The organism is Aeromonas sp. 600774 (genome assembly GCF_049175075.1).
Classification (GTDB): Bacteria; Pseudomonadota; Gammaproteobacteria; order Enterobacterales; family Aeromonadaceae; genus Aeromonas; species Aeromonas veronii_A.
Map to the genome: position 1 here is coordinate 33,454 of NZ_JAAKUJ010000002.1, position 14,814 is coordinate 48,267.

At 60.5% G+C, this 14,814-nt stretch carries 14 protein-coding genes; 4 read left to right on the forward strand and 10 right to left on the reverse strand.

The genetic code is table 11. The features are described from left to right. The 4 genes from G5171_RS03225 to G5171_RS03240 are packed head-to-tail and all read left to right on the forward strand — an operon-like array spanning position 1 to position 4,748. Positions 1-795: an SDR family oxidoreductase gene (locus G5171_RS03225; RefSeq protein ID WP_216978307.1), complete on the forward strand. Its 795-nt coding sequence runs from the start codon at positions 1-3 to the stop codon at positions 793-795. Between the two features lie 8 nt (positions 796-803). Next, positions 804-1,595, forward strand: coding sequence for an aspartate dehydrogenase (locus G5171_RS03230; protein ID WP_216980279.1), 792 nt, complete (start codon positions 804-806; stop codon positions 1,593-1,595). An 11-nt stretch (positions 1,596-1,606) separates the two neighbouring features. Continuing rightward, entirely contained in the window at positions 1,607-3,073 is a 1,467-nt protein-coding gene (locus G5171_RS03235; RefSeq protein ID WP_421259818.1) for an aldehyde dehydrogenase, read from the forward strand. Between the two features lie 34 nt (positions 3,074-3,107). After that, positions 3,108-4,748 carry a thiamine pyrophosphate-binding protein gene (locus G5171_RS03240; RefSeq protein WP_421259819.1) on the forward strand — a complete coding sequence of 547 codons (1,641 nt, stop codon included), beginning with the start codon at positions 3,108-3,110 and terminating at the stop codon, positions 4,746-4,748. Between the two features lie 171 nt (positions 4,749-4,919). Here the strand turns inward: G5171_RS03240 and chbG are convergent, their stop codons facing one another. The 10 genes from chbG to exeL form a co-directional block, all read right to left on the reverse strand. Beyond that, a complete protein-coding gene (gene chbG / locus G5171_RS03245; protein ID WP_337072363.1) occupies positions 4,920-5,687 on the reverse strand; it encodes a chitin disaccharide deacetylase in 768 nt (255 codons plus the stop codon). Positions 5,688-5,742: 55 nt separating this feature from the next. After that, the gene (locus G5171_RS03250) at positions 5,743-7,089 is read right to left on the reverse strand and encodes a 6-phospho-beta-glucosidase (protein ID WP_216978310.1); all 1,347 of its coding nucleotides are present in this window, start codon (positions 7,087-7,089) and stop codon (positions 5,743-5,745) included. A gap of 145 nt (positions 7,090-7,234) precedes the next feature. After that, complete coding sequence (chbR, locus tag G5171_RS03255; RefSeq protein WP_216978311.1) at positions 7,235-8,062, reverse strand: transcriptional regulator ChbR; 828 nt, start codon at positions 8,060-8,062, stop codon at positions 7,235-7,237. Between the two features lie 54 nt (positions 8,063-8,116). Further along, on the reverse strand, positions 8,117-8,470 hold the full coding sequence (chbA, locus tag G5171_RS03260) for a PTS N,N'-diacetylchitobiose transporter subunit IIA (RefSeq protein WP_216978312.1): 354 nt from the start codon (positions 8,468-8,470) through the stop codon (positions 8,117-8,119). A 23-nt stretch (positions 8,471-8,493) separates the two neighbouring features. Further along, a complete protein-coding gene (locus tag G5171_RS03265) occupies positions 8,494-9,876 on the reverse strand; it encodes a glycoside hydrolase family 1 protein (RefSeq protein ID WP_421259820.1) in 1,383 nt (460 codons plus the stop codon). A 68-nt stretch (positions 9,877-9,944) separates the two neighbouring features. Then, entirely contained in the window at positions 9,945-11,306 is a 1,362-nt protein-coding gene (gene chbC, locus G5171_RS03270) for a PTS N,N'-diacetylchitobiose transporter subunit IIC (RefSeq protein ID WP_005347544.1), read from the reverse strand. Between the two features lie 14 nt (positions 11,307-11,320). Beyond that, entirely contained in the window at positions 11,321-11,638 is a 318-nt protein-coding gene (locus G5171_RS03275; RefSeq protein ID WP_005347542.1) for a PTS sugar transporter subunit IIB, read from the reverse strand. Between the two features lie 630 nt (positions 11,639-12,268). Continuing rightward, on the reverse strand, positions 12,269-13,036 hold the full coding sequence (gene exeN, locus G5171_RS03280) for a GspN family type II secretion system protein ExeN (RefSeq protein ID WP_421259821.1): 768 nt from the start codon (positions 13,034-13,036) through the stop codon (positions 12,269-12,271). Next, on the reverse strand, positions 13,033-13,524 hold the full coding sequence (exeM, locus tag G5171_RS03285) for a GspM family type II secretion system protein ExeM (protein WP_421211960.1): 492 nt from the start codon (positions 13,522-13,524) through the stop codon (positions 13,033-13,035). Before exeM ends, exeN begins: the two co-directional genes overlap by 4 nt. After that, positions 13,521-14,705: a GspL family type II secretion system protein ExeL gene (exeL, locus tag G5171_RS03290; RefSeq protein WP_236348877.1), complete on the reverse strand. Its 1,185-nt coding sequence runs from the start codon at positions 14,703-14,705 to the stop codon at positions 13,521-13,523. The genes exeM and exeL overlap by 4 nt, the downstream gene beginning before the upstream one ends. Positions 14,706-14,814: the final 109 nt, after the last annotated feature.

A 14,814-nucleotide genomic window follows, 5' to 3' on the forward strand; every position in this document is an offset into this window, starting at 1 on the left:
GTGAGTTTTAACGTGAAAGGCAAGGTAGCCGTGGTAACGGGCGGCTCATCGGGGATCGGGCTGGAAACCGTGCGGTTGTTACTGGCCGAGGGGGCAAGAGTTGCCTGGTGTGGGCGCAATACCGAGCGTTTGGCTACCTCGCTGGCCGAGATGTTGGCCAGCTTTCCCGAGGACAACTGCATGGCTTACCCGTGCGATGTACTCGATAAAGAGGCGGTGACGGCCTTTGCTGCGGCGGTCGAGGCCCGTTTTGGCGGTACCGACATGTTGATCAACAACGCCGGTCAGGGACGTGTCTCCAACTTTGAGCAGACCGACGATGAGCAGTGGTTGGCAGAGAGCCGGCTGAAAACATTCAGTGTCATCTATCCCATCAAGGCTTTTTTGGATCAGCTGACGCGCTCGCCATGCCCCTCCATCACCAATGTCAATTCGTTGCTGGCATTACAGCCAGAGCCACACATGATTGCGACCTCGGCCGCTCGGGCCGCCCTGTTAAACCTGACCCACTCATTGGCTCATGAGTTTGCCGCCAAGGGGATCCGGGTTAATTCCATCTTGCTCGGCATGGTGGAGTCGGAGCAGTGGCGTCGCCGCTTTGCCGAACGCAGCGAGCAACAGCTGAGTTGGGAGGAGTGGACACAGGGGATCGCTGCACGCAGGGGCATACCCATGGGACGGTTGGGCAAACCCGAAGAGCCTGCCCGTGCGCTGATTTTTTTGGCCTCGCCACTGGCGGCCTATACCACCGGGGCAGCGCTCGATGTCTCGGGTGGCTTTAACAGGCACCTCTAGGAGAGATGATGAAACAACTGATGATGGTGGGCTTTGGTGCCATGGCCCGTGAGGTGATGACGCTGCTGCCTGAGGATCTGATGCTGAAATGGGTCGTGGTGCCCCCGGCCAGCGTGGCACTGGTGCAAGCCGAGTTGGGACCCGCCGTGACGGTGCTGAGCCGGATTGAAGAGTGTACGGCAAGCCCGGATCTGGTGGTGGAGTGTGCTGGGCAGGCTGCCGTGCGTGAGCACGGGGCGGCGATATTGACCCGGGGTTGGACGCTGGGGCTCATCTCGGTGGGCGCGCTGGCCGATGAGACCCTCACCCGGCAACTGCGGGAGGCCGCCCGTCAGGGGGGCGGCACCATGCTGGTGCTCGCCGGAGCCATCGCCGGGATCGATGGTCTGGCCGCCGCCCGCGAGGGGGGGCTGGAGTCAGTCACCTATCAGGGGCGCAAGAGTCCCCAGAGTTGGCGAGGGAGTTATGCCGAGCGATTGATCGATCTGGCCCGGATCTCTGAACCGACAACTTTCTTTCGCGGGTCAGCCCGGGAGGCGGCCATGCTGTTTCCTGCTAATGCCAACGTGGCTGCCACCATCGCGCTGGCCGGGTTGGGCATGGATCGTACTCAGGTTGAACTGGTTGTCGACCCGACGATTGGGCGCAACCAGCACCAAATCAAAGCGTGTGGTCGGTTTGGTGAACTCGATATCGCCATGAGCGGTTTCCCGCTGGAGGCCAATCCGAAAACCTCCACGCTGGCTGCACTGAGCGTGGTGCGTGCCTGTCGCCAATGTAGCGACAGCTTGGTTATTTAAGGAGCAGCAACATGGTGAAACCTATCTATATCGCGGGTGAATGGCGCCAGGGGCGTGGCCCGGTGAGCACCAGCTATTTTCCTGCCGATGGCAGCATCAATGATCAGATCAGTACTGTCAGCGTGGAGGATGTGGCAGAGGCCGTCGAGGCGGCCGAGCGGGCCTGGCGTGATCCCTCCTGGCGCCATAGCCTGCCCCACCAACGGGCCGCAGTGCTCTATCGGGTCGCGGATCTTATCGAACTGCGCAGTGAAGAGCTGGCGCGGCTGCAAACCAGAGACAACGGCAAGCCGCTGCAGGAGACCCGTGGGCTGGTCGCCAGTGCCGCCGGTACGGCCCGCTACTTTGCGGCCGTCTGCGAGACCCTCGATGAGCAGTTGCCAACTCCGAGATCGCCGGACTTCATGACCCTCAGCGTCCATGAGCCGTTAGGCGTCGTGGCCGCGATCACCCCGTGGAACTCCCCCATCGCCAGCGAGATGCAGAAGATTGCCCCTGCTCTGGCGGGGGGCAATGCGGTGCTGCTCAAGCCGGCCGATGCCACTCCGCTGGCGGCACTGGCGCTGGCCCGTATCTTTGAAGAGGCGGGGTTGCCCAAGGGGTTATTGAGCGTGTTGCCGGGACGGGGTTCCATCGTTGGTGAGGCGCTGGCTCGCCATCCGCTGGTTAAAAAGATCTCGTTCACGGGCGGTACCAATACCGGGCGACGGCTGGCCCATATCGCTGCCGACAAGCTCATCCCCACCTCGCTGGAGCTTGGCGGCAAGTCACCGACCATAGTGCTGGCGGATGCGAACCTCGAGTTGGCTGCCAAAGGGGTGGTATATGGCATCTTCAGCTCGGCAGGGCAGGCCTGCATCGCAGGGGCGCGGCTGTTTGTGCATCAGTCGTTATATGAAGCGTTTCTCACCCGCTTGCTGGCGTTGACCCGGGAGCTGCGAATTGGCCACCCTGAGCAGCCGGGGATACACATAGGGCCGCTGATCAGTGAATCCCATCTGCAGTCAGTCGATGAGTATGTGGCGTTGGCCAAGGCGGAAGGGGGGCAGGTGTTGTGCGGCGGTGCTCGCCTGACCGGCGCTGAATATGCCAAGGGCAGTTTCTATCCACCCACCATTATTACCGGTCTCTCCAATCAAGCCCGGGTGTGTCAGGAGGAGATCTTCGGCCCTGTGCTGGTGGTGCTGCCTTTCGCGGACGACGCGCAGTTGTTGCAACAGGCCAACGACAGTGTGTTTGGTTTGGCCGCCGGGATCTGGAGTGAAGATTTTCGCCGGGCCTGGGCGTTGGCGCGCAGGCTCGAGGTGGGCACTGTCTGGATCAATACCTACAAAAAATTCTCCGTCTCGGCTCCCTTCGGCGGTTTCAAAGAGAGCGGGCTTGGCCGGGAAAAGGGGCGTCAGGGCGTGTTCGCATACATGCAGCAGAAGAGTGTCTATCTGGGCCTTGGCGATCAACCCAATCCCTGGTGCAACTAACCGGGCCAACCACTGAACAGAGTAAGGAAAGGTCATGAGCAATCAAGTCAATGTGGGCGAAGCCATCGCCAGAGTATTGGAAGCCCATGGGGTTGGCTCGGTTTATGGGGTCATCTCTATCCACAATTTGCCCATCGCCGATGCCATCGGGCGACGGGAGCGGATCCGGTTTGTGGCGGCAAGAGGAGAGGCGGGGGCGGTCACCATGGCCGATGCACACGGACGCTTTAGCGGCTTGGGGGTGGCCATCACCAGTACCGGTGCCGGGGCAGGTAACGGGGTGGGAGGCTTGCTGGAGGCGCTCAACGCCGGGAGCCCGCTACTGCATCTCACCGGTCAGGTCGAGCGGGAATACCTTGATCGGGATGCCAGTTTTATCCATGAGACCCGGGATCAGCTGACATTTCTCAAAGCCAGCAGTAAGGCGGCTTTTCGGATCAACAGCCCGGAGCAGGCGGTGGGAGTGCTGCTTGATGCCATCCGCATTGCGACAACAGTCCCCATGGGGCCGGTGAGTGTCGAGATCCCCATCGATGTGCAGGCCGCGCAGATCACCCTGCCCGCCGAGCTCGGCCCGATCGCCCCCCTGCAGCTTCCCGCACCGGCTGCGCCGGATCTGGCAAAGCTGGTCGCCGCCCTGAAAACGGCCAGGCAGCCGCTGCTGTGGGTCGGCGGTGGCGCGCTCGCGTGCCATGAGGAGGTCTTGGCCCTGGCCGATCTCGGGGTCGCGGTGATCTCCTCGACCCATGGCCGCGGCATCTTGTCAGATGAGCATCCGCGCAGCCTGGGGGCGTTTCATAACGCGGCGGCGGTGGAAGCCCTGATGGCGCAGTGCGATCTGGCTATTGTGGTCGGCTCACGGCTGCGCAGCAATGAAACCCGCACCTATAGCCTGACGTTGCCCCGTCCCCTTTATCAGGTGGATGCTCACCCCGGCGCGGCGTCGCGCAACTACGCCAGTGATCACTTCGTGTGCGGCGATGCCAAGGTGGTACTGGCGGCGCTGCGCGACAGCTTGCAGGGGGAAACCAAGGTCAATCGAGCGTTTGATCAGGCGATCAGTGAGGCCAAAGGCAGTGCCATTGCCGCGCTCACCGAGCAACTTGGCCCCTATGCCACCCTCTGTGGCCAACTGCGCCAGGCCCTGCCTCAAGATGCGATTCTGGTGCGTGACATCACCATGTCTGGCAGTACCTGGGGTAGTCGTTTGTTTCCCATCTGGGCACCGAATACTAATATTCACTCCCTGGCGGGGGCGATCGGCATGGGGCTGAGTATGGCGATCGGCACTGCTATAGCGAACCCGACGCGCAAGGTGGTGGGCCTGGTAGGGGATGGCGGCTTGATGCTGGGGGTTGGCGAGCTGGCCACTATGGTGCAAGAGCAAACCAACCTGGTCCTGCTGGTGATGAACGACGGGGGCTATGGGGTGATGCGCGGCATCCAGAACCACTATTTTGGTGGCCGTCAGTACTTTAATCAGCTGCACACCCCGGATTTCAGGGCCCTGGGTCAATCTATCGGGCTGGCCAGTTGGCAAGTGTCCGATTTGGCGGGCTTTGAACAAGCCATTGCGCAGGCTTGTGCCCTGAAGGGGCCGGCGCTGATCGAAGTGAAGATGCAAGGCATTGGCCCCCTTAACTTCGCAGGCCCCCCACAGAAAAAGCTCTATTGAGCGGGTCACCTCAAGCGGGAAATAGCGTCATTTTCAGGATATTCAGGGCGGATATTGTTCGGAAAATGCAGCGACCAAAGACGAAGGCCCCGAGGGGCCTTCTGACTTGCTGGCGCACACGCTTGCCTGCTTCTTTCGTTTCCCCGGCAGCTAACGGTCTGTTTACTGAGCTTAAGATCGCCAATCCCGATAGCTGGCAAGGTGGTAACCGCGCTCGGTGATAAGAGCGGGCAGGGCCGGATCGGTCAGGATGGCCAGTTCGTTGAGGCGGGGTTGGCAGTAGGAGCTGCCCTGCATCTCCAGATCGATAAAGGAGGGGTGGCACATGACCTCGAGCGAATGGGCCCCCTGTTCACTGGCTTCATCGAGCAGTTGCAGCAGGTTGGCCTGGGTCAGCTGTGCGCCGTAGAAGCGGTCGTCGAACCGATCGCAGCTCTGCGGGTGGTTAACGGTCAGACCGTGGCGGGCGATTTCGCCCCGGTCGATGCGAAGGGGTAGGCCATGCGCTTTGGCGAAGGCCTCCACCAGCGGGTAGATAGTCGGCAACATATGAACATGGTGGTGGCTGTCGATATGGGTCGGCTGCTGGCCGAAGATCTCGACAAAGCGCTGATACTGACTCGCCAGCTCGCCGGATATCTCGGCCAGATCCAGCTCGCTCGCCTCGCTCTTGTGCCAGATCCCCTTGTTGAGTTCACCTTGCTCGTTCACCAGTGAAGTGAGCGGGGTGAGCGGTTTTCCCCAGCTGAGCATAAAGTGCAGCCCGACTGGCAGCTCGGGGAAGCGTTTGGCCAGCCAGGCGGCATGGTCGATGGCGGGGGAGGTGACAATCGCAGTGGTGGAGCTGACGACCCCGTGCTCGAACGCCTCTATGATGCCGTAGTTCTGGGCGCGACAGAGGCCGAAATCGTCGGCGTTGATGATCAATCTCTTGCTCATGAGGGTTCCCTTGCGGTTAAGCGCCCCGCCTGTGGTCAGGCGGGGCGTGCTGGCCTCAGGCGAGGGCGTCGATGGCGGCGGCGAAGTTGGGCAGGTGTTCGCGGTGGGCCAGCAGCAGCTCGCGGGCGACGATGCGGGCATCGTTGTCGGAGTGGATCAGCGGGTTGAGGTTCATCGCCAGCAGCAGGTCATCAAAGTTGCCACTGATGGCTGCCTTGGCGGCGGCGATCTCGAAGCTCTTGATGAGGTGCACCAGCCCGTTCACCTTGTCGTCAAAGCGGGTGAGACGCGGGTGGGGGATGGCACCGTCACGCCCGATCAGGCAGCTCATCTCCACCGTCCAGTCGGCCGGGATATTGGTGACATGGCCCTGATGGGGCACGATGACGTAGTGCTCGCTCTGCTTGTCGTTATGGATGGCGCTGATCACTTCGCAGGCTGCATCGGAGTAGTAGGCGCCGCCACGCAGCTCCAGCTCCTTGGGCTTTTCGCACAGCTCGGGGTTCTGGTAGAGCTCGAACAGCTTCTTCTCGACCTGCTGCACCACTTGAGCCCGGGCACCGCCCTTGTAGAACTCGCCCATCTCGATCCCCAGCATCTCTTTCTCCTTGAAGTAGTAACGCAGGTAGGAGCAGGGGAGCAGGCGCAAGCCGCGGATAAAACCGGGATCGAACGGCAGATCGAAGATGTTCTTGACCGAGCTGGCGCGGGTCAGGCTGCCATCGGCGACCCCTTCCAGCAGCTCGTCAAAGCGGGATTCGCCGTTGACCAGCACATCGCCGATAAAGACCAGATGGTTGAGGCCAAACAGATCCATCGAGAGGTGATCCCGCTCGGTGAGCTGGAGGGCATCGCGCACAAACATCTGCATGCCGACCGGAATGTTGCACACCCCGATAAAGCGGCGGAAGTTGGTATGACGGCGCACCGCTTCGGTCACCATGCCGGCCGGATTGGTGAAGTTGATCAGCCAGGCATCCGGGCAAAGCTCTTCGACGTCGCGGATGATGTCGAAGATGACCGGAATGGTGCGCAGCCCTTTAAACAGGCCGCCTGCACCGTTGGTCTCCTGCCCCAGCATGCCGTGGCTCAAGGGGATGCGCTCATCCTTCTCCCGCGCCTGCAACTGGCCGACCCGCAGCTGAGTAGTGACGAAGTGGGCGCCCACCAGTGCCTCGCGGCGATCCAGGGTCTTGTGCAGGGTCATGGGGATGCCCGCCTGGCGGATCATCCGCTGGCAGAGATCGAAGATGATGTTCAGTTTCTCTTCGCCAGCGGGGATATCCACCAGCCACAGCTCGCTGATGGGCAGCTCGGCGTAGCGCTTGATGAAACCATCGACCAGCTCGGGGGTGTAGCTGCTGCCGCCGCCTATGGTGACTACCTTGATCTTCTCGCTCATAAATCCCTCTTCATCGATCTTTATCGGTTTGATGGTGGCCGCTCTGTCATCAGGGTGAGAGGGGCCGCAGCCCTCTGTGGCAGGGGCTGGTGACAATGGGTTGGTTCTCTTGAACCGGGTTGTTTAGGTCAGCAACTCGCTGGTTTCAGGCTGAACTTTCGAATTTCGGATAGAGATATTTGCGGTAACTGCCCGGGGTAAACGAGGTCAGCTTCTTGAAGTTTTTGATAAAGAGGCTGACGTCGTTGTAGCCGGTCTCGAAGGCGATATCGGCCACCGAGTTGTTGGTCACCTCCAGCTGCATCTTGGCGTAGTTGATCCGGATCTCGTTGATGATCTGCATCGGCGTCTTGTTGTAGTAACGCCGGGTGGCCCTAGTCAGATACTCCTGGCTCTTGCCACAGAGGGAGACCATGTTGGCCAGCGCATCCTCGGCAAAGAGGGGGCGATCGTGCATCCGCTCCACGGTTTCGTGGAGCCAGAGCGGAAGATCATCGCTGGCGGAGGTGTCCTTGTAGTGACGCAGCCGGTTCATCACCGCGTAGGTCACCACTTCGAGAAATTCGGTCAGAGCCTCTTCCCGAAAGCCCGGGGAGACCAGTACCGACTCGATATAGCTGAGGAACTCGCTCTTGAGCGCATAGGCCTGTGAGGCGACGAAGTGTTCCGGCAGCAGGTATTTGAAGTGCTCGTCAAAATAGGTACGGGTGATCCCGACGTTGAAGATGCGGGTGGTGCCGAACTCGTAGAAGCTCTGATGGCGGGAGCCGAGCGGGATAAACACCACGTCCCCCCGCTCCAGCAGTACCCGCTTGCCGTTGACCTCCTGGTAATAGCGGCCGGTCAAAACCAGGGTGAACTCGTAATAGTCATGCTGGTGCAAACCGGTTCCGCTCACCTGTTTGTTGTAGATGAACATGTGGAACGGTTTGTTGTTAAACAGTTCGGATTCCCGGATTGTCTTGACGCTCATGAGTCGCTTCCTGATCTGCGGGCCGATGACGGGGCCTCTCGCCCCGTCCGGAGGTTACTGGTTCTGCAGCTTTTCGTGCAGCTCGATCAGCTCGCTGATCAGCTCACGGGCCAGCATGGAGGTCATCAGGTGATCCTGGGCATGGACCAGCACCAGGGTGACCGGGATCTTGCCTTCCCCCTGATCGCCCTCGATCAGCTGGGTCTGCACCAGATGGGCGGCATTGAGCGCCTCGCGGGATTGGGCCATCAGCTGGTGAGCGGCGGCCAGATCCCCCTCCTTGGCCTTTTTCAGCGCGGTGTAGGCGAGACTGCGGGCCTGCCCGGAGTTGATGATGAGCCCCATTACCACCTCTTCCAGATCGTTGCAGGTGGCGGCCTCTTCAGTGATGTTGTCCAGATCGAACATGTGTCGTTCCTTACGTAAATGCGTTAATTAAAACCATGGTTGCGCGCGACCTCGGCAAACCAGTAGCCGCTCTTCTTGATGGTGCGTTGCTGGCTCTCCAGATCGAGGCGGACGAAGCCGTAACGGTTCTTGTAGGCGTTGAGCCACGACCAGTTGTCGATAAAGGTCCACAGGTGATAGCCGCGACAGGCGCTGCCCTCTTCCAGTGCGCGATGCAGCCACTCGAGGTGCTCGCGAATGAACTGGATGCGGTAGTCATCCTCCACCCGTCCCTCGGGACCGATAAAGCGCTCTTCCCCTTCGACCCCCATGCCGTTCTCCGAGATGTAGCAGGGGAGGTTGCCGTAGTTGACCCGCAGGTCGGTGAGGATGTCGTAGATCCCTTTTTCGTAAATCTCCCAGCCGCGGTGAGGGTTCATCTTGCGGCCCGGCATTTCGTAGTAGTCGAACAGATCTTCCGGCGTGCGCGGCACACCCTGCCAGGCCACCTCTTTGGCCTTGACCCGGCGCGGCTGGTAGTAGTTGATGCCGAGGATATCCACTTTGCCGGCGGCGAGCAGTGCCTTGTCACCCTCTTCGATCTGCGGCAGCAAGTCGTACTGCGCCAGCAGGGCGACCAGCTCGGGGTCATAGCTCCCCTTCAGGGCCGGATCGAGGAAGCTCTTGTTGAGCAGCAGATCCGCGATGCGGGAGGCGGCGATATCTGCCGGATCCTGCGAGCGGGGATAGGTCGGGCTCAGATTGAGGATGATGCCTATCTCGCCATCATGCTGGCAGGCGCGATAGGCCTGCACGGCACCGGCATGGGCCAGCGCGGTGTGGTAGGCGACGGTGGCCGCCCGGCCAAAATCGACCACACAGGGGTAGTGGTAGTGGCCAAGGTAGCCACACTCGACCGGCACGATCGGTTCGTTGAAGGTGAACCAGTGCTTGATGCGACCGCCAAACAGGTCGAAGCAGCGGGTGGCGTAGCGCACATAGGCGGCCACCACTTCCCGGCTCTCCCAGCCGCCACGCTCCTGCATGCACATCGGCATGTCGAAGTGGTAGAGGTTGATAAGCGGGGTGATCCCCTCGGCCAGCAGTCGGTCAAAGAGGGCGTTGTAGAAGCTGACCGCCTCCTGGTTGATTTCGCCCACCCCGTCCGGGATCAGCCGTGACCAGGAGATGGAGGTGCGAAAACTGTTGTGCCCCAGCTGTTTGAGCAGCTTGATGTCGCTCTCGAAGTTGTCATAGAAGGTGGAGGTATCGGTCGGGCCAACCCCGTTGTGGAAACGCTCGGGCTCGATGGAGAACCAGTAGTCAAAGATGTTGGCGGATTTGCCGCCGCGGTTGGCGGCGCCTTCCATCTGCGGGGCAGAGCTGGCGCTGCCCCACCAGAAGTTATCCGGAAAACGATACTGCATGGGTTACTTCTCCAGGCTGTTAGGGGAGGAGTTTTGCTCCTCCCTTGCTGTCATTGGAATGGCGGTTATCAGAACTTCAGAGCCAGAGCGATATCCTCTTCGCTCTCCTCTTCTTCATCGATGACGTTCTGCGCCTTGTTGGCAATCAACACGAAGGGGATATACATCATGGTCGCGACCCCCAGGTTGAATATCGCCAGACAGAAGGCGGCCACGCTGCCGTTGGTGTTGAAGAAGGCACCCAGGCCGGTTGGCATGGTCCATGGCGCAATGTTGGTGATGGGCGGGATGATCCCGGCGTAGTAGGCCGCCATGGTGATCCCCATCAGTACCGGGTGCACCAGAATGAAGGGCACCAGCAGGATGGGGTTCATGATGACCGGCAAGCCGAACAGGATGGGCTCGTTGATCTGGAACAGGCCGGAGGGCAGGCCCAGCTTGGCCACCTGACGGTAGTCATCGCGACGGGAGACCATAAAGATGGCCAGGATAAGGCCAAGGGTGGCACCGGTGCCGCCGAGGAAGACGAAGGAGTCGGTGATCGGTTTGGCCCAGAAGTGGAACTGTTTGCCTGCCTCCAGCGCCGCTTCAACCGAGCCGTACTGGTTGTAGAGGGCGACGTTTTCCAGGGCGAAGGGGAACAGAATGCCGGATTCCAGCGCGGTGAGCGCCAGCATGCCGTGTACCCCGAAGAACCAGAGGAAGGAGGAGAACACCACATAGACCCAGCCGACCAGACCGCTCATATTGGACAGCGGCTTGGCGATGCTGTCCATGATCAGCTGGTGGAAGTTGGTACCCGCATCGTTCAGCAGATAGGAGATGACCCCCATGATGGAGAGGATGATAAAGCCCGGAATGAGCGCGGAGAACGAGCGGGAGACCGAGGCCGGCACGCTGTCAGGCAGGGTGATCACCCAGTTGCGACGGACGATAAAGGCGAACATCTCGGCCACGACGATACCGATCAGCATGCCGGAAATGATGTTGGCTCCGCCCAGCCAGTTGGCGCCCACCGCATAGGCGTCGCCCACGCTGAACGGGGTGACGGTCATAAAGGCCGCTACCGAGAGCAGGCCCGATGCCAGGGGATCGCTCTTGCGCTCTTCGGCCAGCGCCAGACCGATAAAGAAGGGGGCCATCAGGGACATGATCCCCAGAGTGCCGTTATAGACGTTGCCACCGATGCTTTTGAGGCCGTCCAGGGTGGCGATGGTGGCAGGATCGAGCCGCACACCGATGGAGTAGAAGAAGGATCCTTCGCCAAAGCTCAGGAACACGTTGTTGATCAGTACGAACATGGCCCCGACCAGTGTCAGGGGCATCATCTTGATAAAGCCGTTCTTGATGGCGTTGACATGAGGCTGTTTGCCCAGCTTGACGGCAATGGGCAGTATGACCTTCTCCAACGATGCGATGATGTTGCTCACAGGGATCTCCTTACCTATGCGAGGCTCTTCTTGATGGCGGCGACGGCTGCTTTCAGCACGCCCAGCCCGTCGACCTTGCCGTAGAGCAGGGTGTCAATCACCTCTACCGGTTTGCCCGGCAGCTGTTGCTGGATCTCCGGCAGCATGTAGGCGATTTGTGGCCCCAGCAGCACCAGGTCGGCATCCTGTCCCTTCTCGCCAGCCAGAGTCTCCGGGTAGGCATCGATCAGCACCGGCACATCATATTTTTCCGCTTGGGCCCTCATCTTTGAGACCAGCAGTGATGTGGACATGCCCGCAGAGCAAAACAGGTAGATACGCTTCTTTTCCATAACCCTTCCCTCAACGCTTGAAAATCAAATGGACAGATCAGTCGAGATGCGTGCCTGTCGCGCTAGCAAGACAAATCAATCATCTCCAGTTGACCTAATTGTATCGACCTCTGCTTTGCATCTGGTATTTCGATACTTATATCAATTGTTTTTGGTTGACCTACCGTTTTGCCGTTGCTCACACTTCTGATTGGTGGGCACAAAGGAAATGAGATGAAATGGGGCGTGAAGAGGATGGTTATCTTTTTTAATTGTTATTTTTCAGCTAGTTATTTTTATGCTTTTGTGGGCGGCTGTAATGTGGCTGGAAAAGATCAATAACGGGTGACAGCTCACATTTATCAAATGATGCAATATTATTGATATTTAATTTGGCTGTGGCGAGTTGCCGCTTTTTGAACAAGGTGTGCGCTCATTGACCATTTGCGGCAAGTGGATTGACGAGTGAGGCTGGTTGTTGCTGCGCAGAGCGGGTTGAAAGAGAGGGGGATCAGACACTCTTGCAGAGGATGTGGCGGTACGTCAGAGTTAAATGAGTAAGGGCTGAGGGGGTCAGTGCAGTGAGAGGAGAAGGGACAAAGGGATAAACAAGCTGACCCCGGAGTGGCTCCGGGGTCGGCGGGATAGGGGTTAGATCCGCCCCTGATAGCGCAGGGGGAAGCGGCCCTGACTGTCGGGCTGGCCGAGGAAGGGGAGTCCTTGTTGCATCTGCGGTGGCAGTTCTGGGCCCGGTTTCAGGGTGCCCTGGAACAGGTATTGGCCATTGGGTTGCAGCTCGAGGCGACCTATGGTCTGCACCGCATCCGAGCCCTGCTTGAGTTCGGCCACCAGTTTGGAGTCGAGGCAGGTGAGTTTCAGCTCGGGGTCGGCCAGATCCAGCTTGCCCGCCGGGGTATCGGCGCTGGCGTTGTACCAGTCGAGGTTGCCGTAGAGGTTGTCACACCAGGGGGTGCCCTGGGCAAACTGCTCCACTTTGAGCAGCAGCTGGCCGCTGACGGTGATCGGGATCGGCAGGCGCATCGGCACCCGGCTCAGCAACCAGGGGGCGGGGGCGTTGAAGGTTAGATCCCGGCCGAAGGCGGCGCCATTCCAGCCGACAACGCCCTGACCATTGAGGCCGTTGCGATCGCCAAAGCGTATGGCCACTTCGGGGGCGAAGCGTAGCAGCGACCAGCCGTTGAGATCCCAACGCAACTGGTTCACCGATTCGCTGGCATATTGCAGTCGTGCGATCTGGCCACTCCAGAGGGTGCCGCTCACCCCTTCCAGTTTCAGCCGGTTGGCAATGTTGGCAGGCAGCGGCAGATAGCGCGCTACCAGTGCTGCGGGCAGGGTGGCGAGCAGGAAGACCAGATAGGTGGCCAGAAACAGGCTGGCAATCAGGATGCGTTTTTTCATTGTGGACGGCTCAACTGCAAACGTCTGACCTTGACCAGACCCGGGGCCAGATCCTCGCGGGCGATCTCGATGATTTGAACCTGAATGCCGTGCTGCTCCACCAGGGTGGAGAGCCAGAGCAGCAAGTCATCAAACTGGACCGTGTCGATCCACACCTGCAGCTCCTGCCCCTGGGGTTGCAGCCGGGCAATCTTGATCTTGTGGTTGAAGGCAGTGCGGTTGACCACCCCCTCCAGGGTGCCGCTGGTGTCGATCTGACTCCCCGTACTCCCTTGCATGGCCAACACCACTTCACCTTTTTCCTTGAGCCAGGCGAGGGTCTGCTGCTGGTTTTGCACCTGGCGTTCGCGCTCGGCGATGCGGTTGTTGAGAGGATGCCAGACACTCCAGTAGAAGAGGCCGACCAGCAGCAGAACGCCGCCTGCGACCACCAGCCGCTGTTCCCGTGCTGTGATGCCGTGCCACCAGCCCTGCAATTTTTCCATCATGATGATTTACCCTTGAGCACCAGCGCCCCTTCAACCTTGCCCTCGGTGCTGCGCACCTCGCCTTGCTGTACCTCGAATTGCTTGCCCGCCAGCTCGCGGAACCGCTCGATCTCGGCAAAACCGGGGGCGGTCACCTGCAGCCGCAGTTCGCGACGGCTGGCGTCAAAACGCATCACCTGTGGCTTGAGGCCGGGCACTTCGGCAAAGGTGGGGGCCAGTTCGGTGAGCATCAGCAGCACGCCGTTTTGCGGGGCCTGTCCTATCTGTTTCAGGTGCTGGGTCATCTGGCTGCGCACGTTAACGATGCGGCTCTCTCCCGGGAAGATGCGGGTATAGACGGCGCGGATCTCCGCTTTCAGCGCCTTGTCCTGCTCGGTGAGCTGATAGAGCTGTACCCCGCGCTGGCCCAGCGCCACCAGCAGCAACAGGGCGGCGGTAATGACTACCTTGCGCCACTGCAGCCAGTAGCGGGCATATTCGGTCTGGGGGCGGTAGGGGCCGGTCAGCAGGTTGGCGCGGCAGGTGAGGGCCCCTTTGGCTAGCAGCAGCATGGGCAGTTCGGGTTCGGCCGGCTGCCAGTTGGCCGCCGCAATGGCGGGCGCCGGCGTGTGGCTATAAATTGTGACGGGTTCAGCTTCTGCGGCCAGCAAGATGGCGAGCAGCGGTTCGTCGGCGACGATCCCCTGACAGGGGCCCTGGCGTAACAGCCACTCGTTGCCGAGTTGCAGCGCAGACCAGCCATCAGTGGTCTGCGGCAGTGCCAGCACGTCTGGCAACAGCTGCAGGCCCTTGAGTCCTGCCGTCTCTAGCCAGCCGAGCCACTGGGCCATCTTCTGCCGATCCACCGCCATCAGATCTACCTGCGGGCCGTCGTGAGCCAGTACCACCAGATGCAGCTCATCCACATCGGAGGCGATCTGCTCCTCCAGCAGATAGGGGAGGGCTGCCGCCGATTGACGGTTGTATCGTCCTGGCAGGGTGACCCGACGGAATATCAGATCGCTGCCCGGCACTAGCGTGACCACGGGGCGGCCGCCAGCACGCTCCTGCAGTTCGCTCAGCGCATCGGCCGAAGGGAGCTCGCCGGAGGCGATGATCTCCTGCTCCTGACTCGACCAGACCAGCCAGGCGACCGGTTGTTGTTTAGTGGTCCCCAGACGGATGACCAGACTCTCGCTCACGCCTCTCTCTCCTGCGATACCGGTTCGTGTGGGCCAGGCCCACGCAACCGGTGCGCAGCCCGCAGGCTGCATCCAATGTTTTCCCTGACGGGAGTCGCTCCCGCCAGCG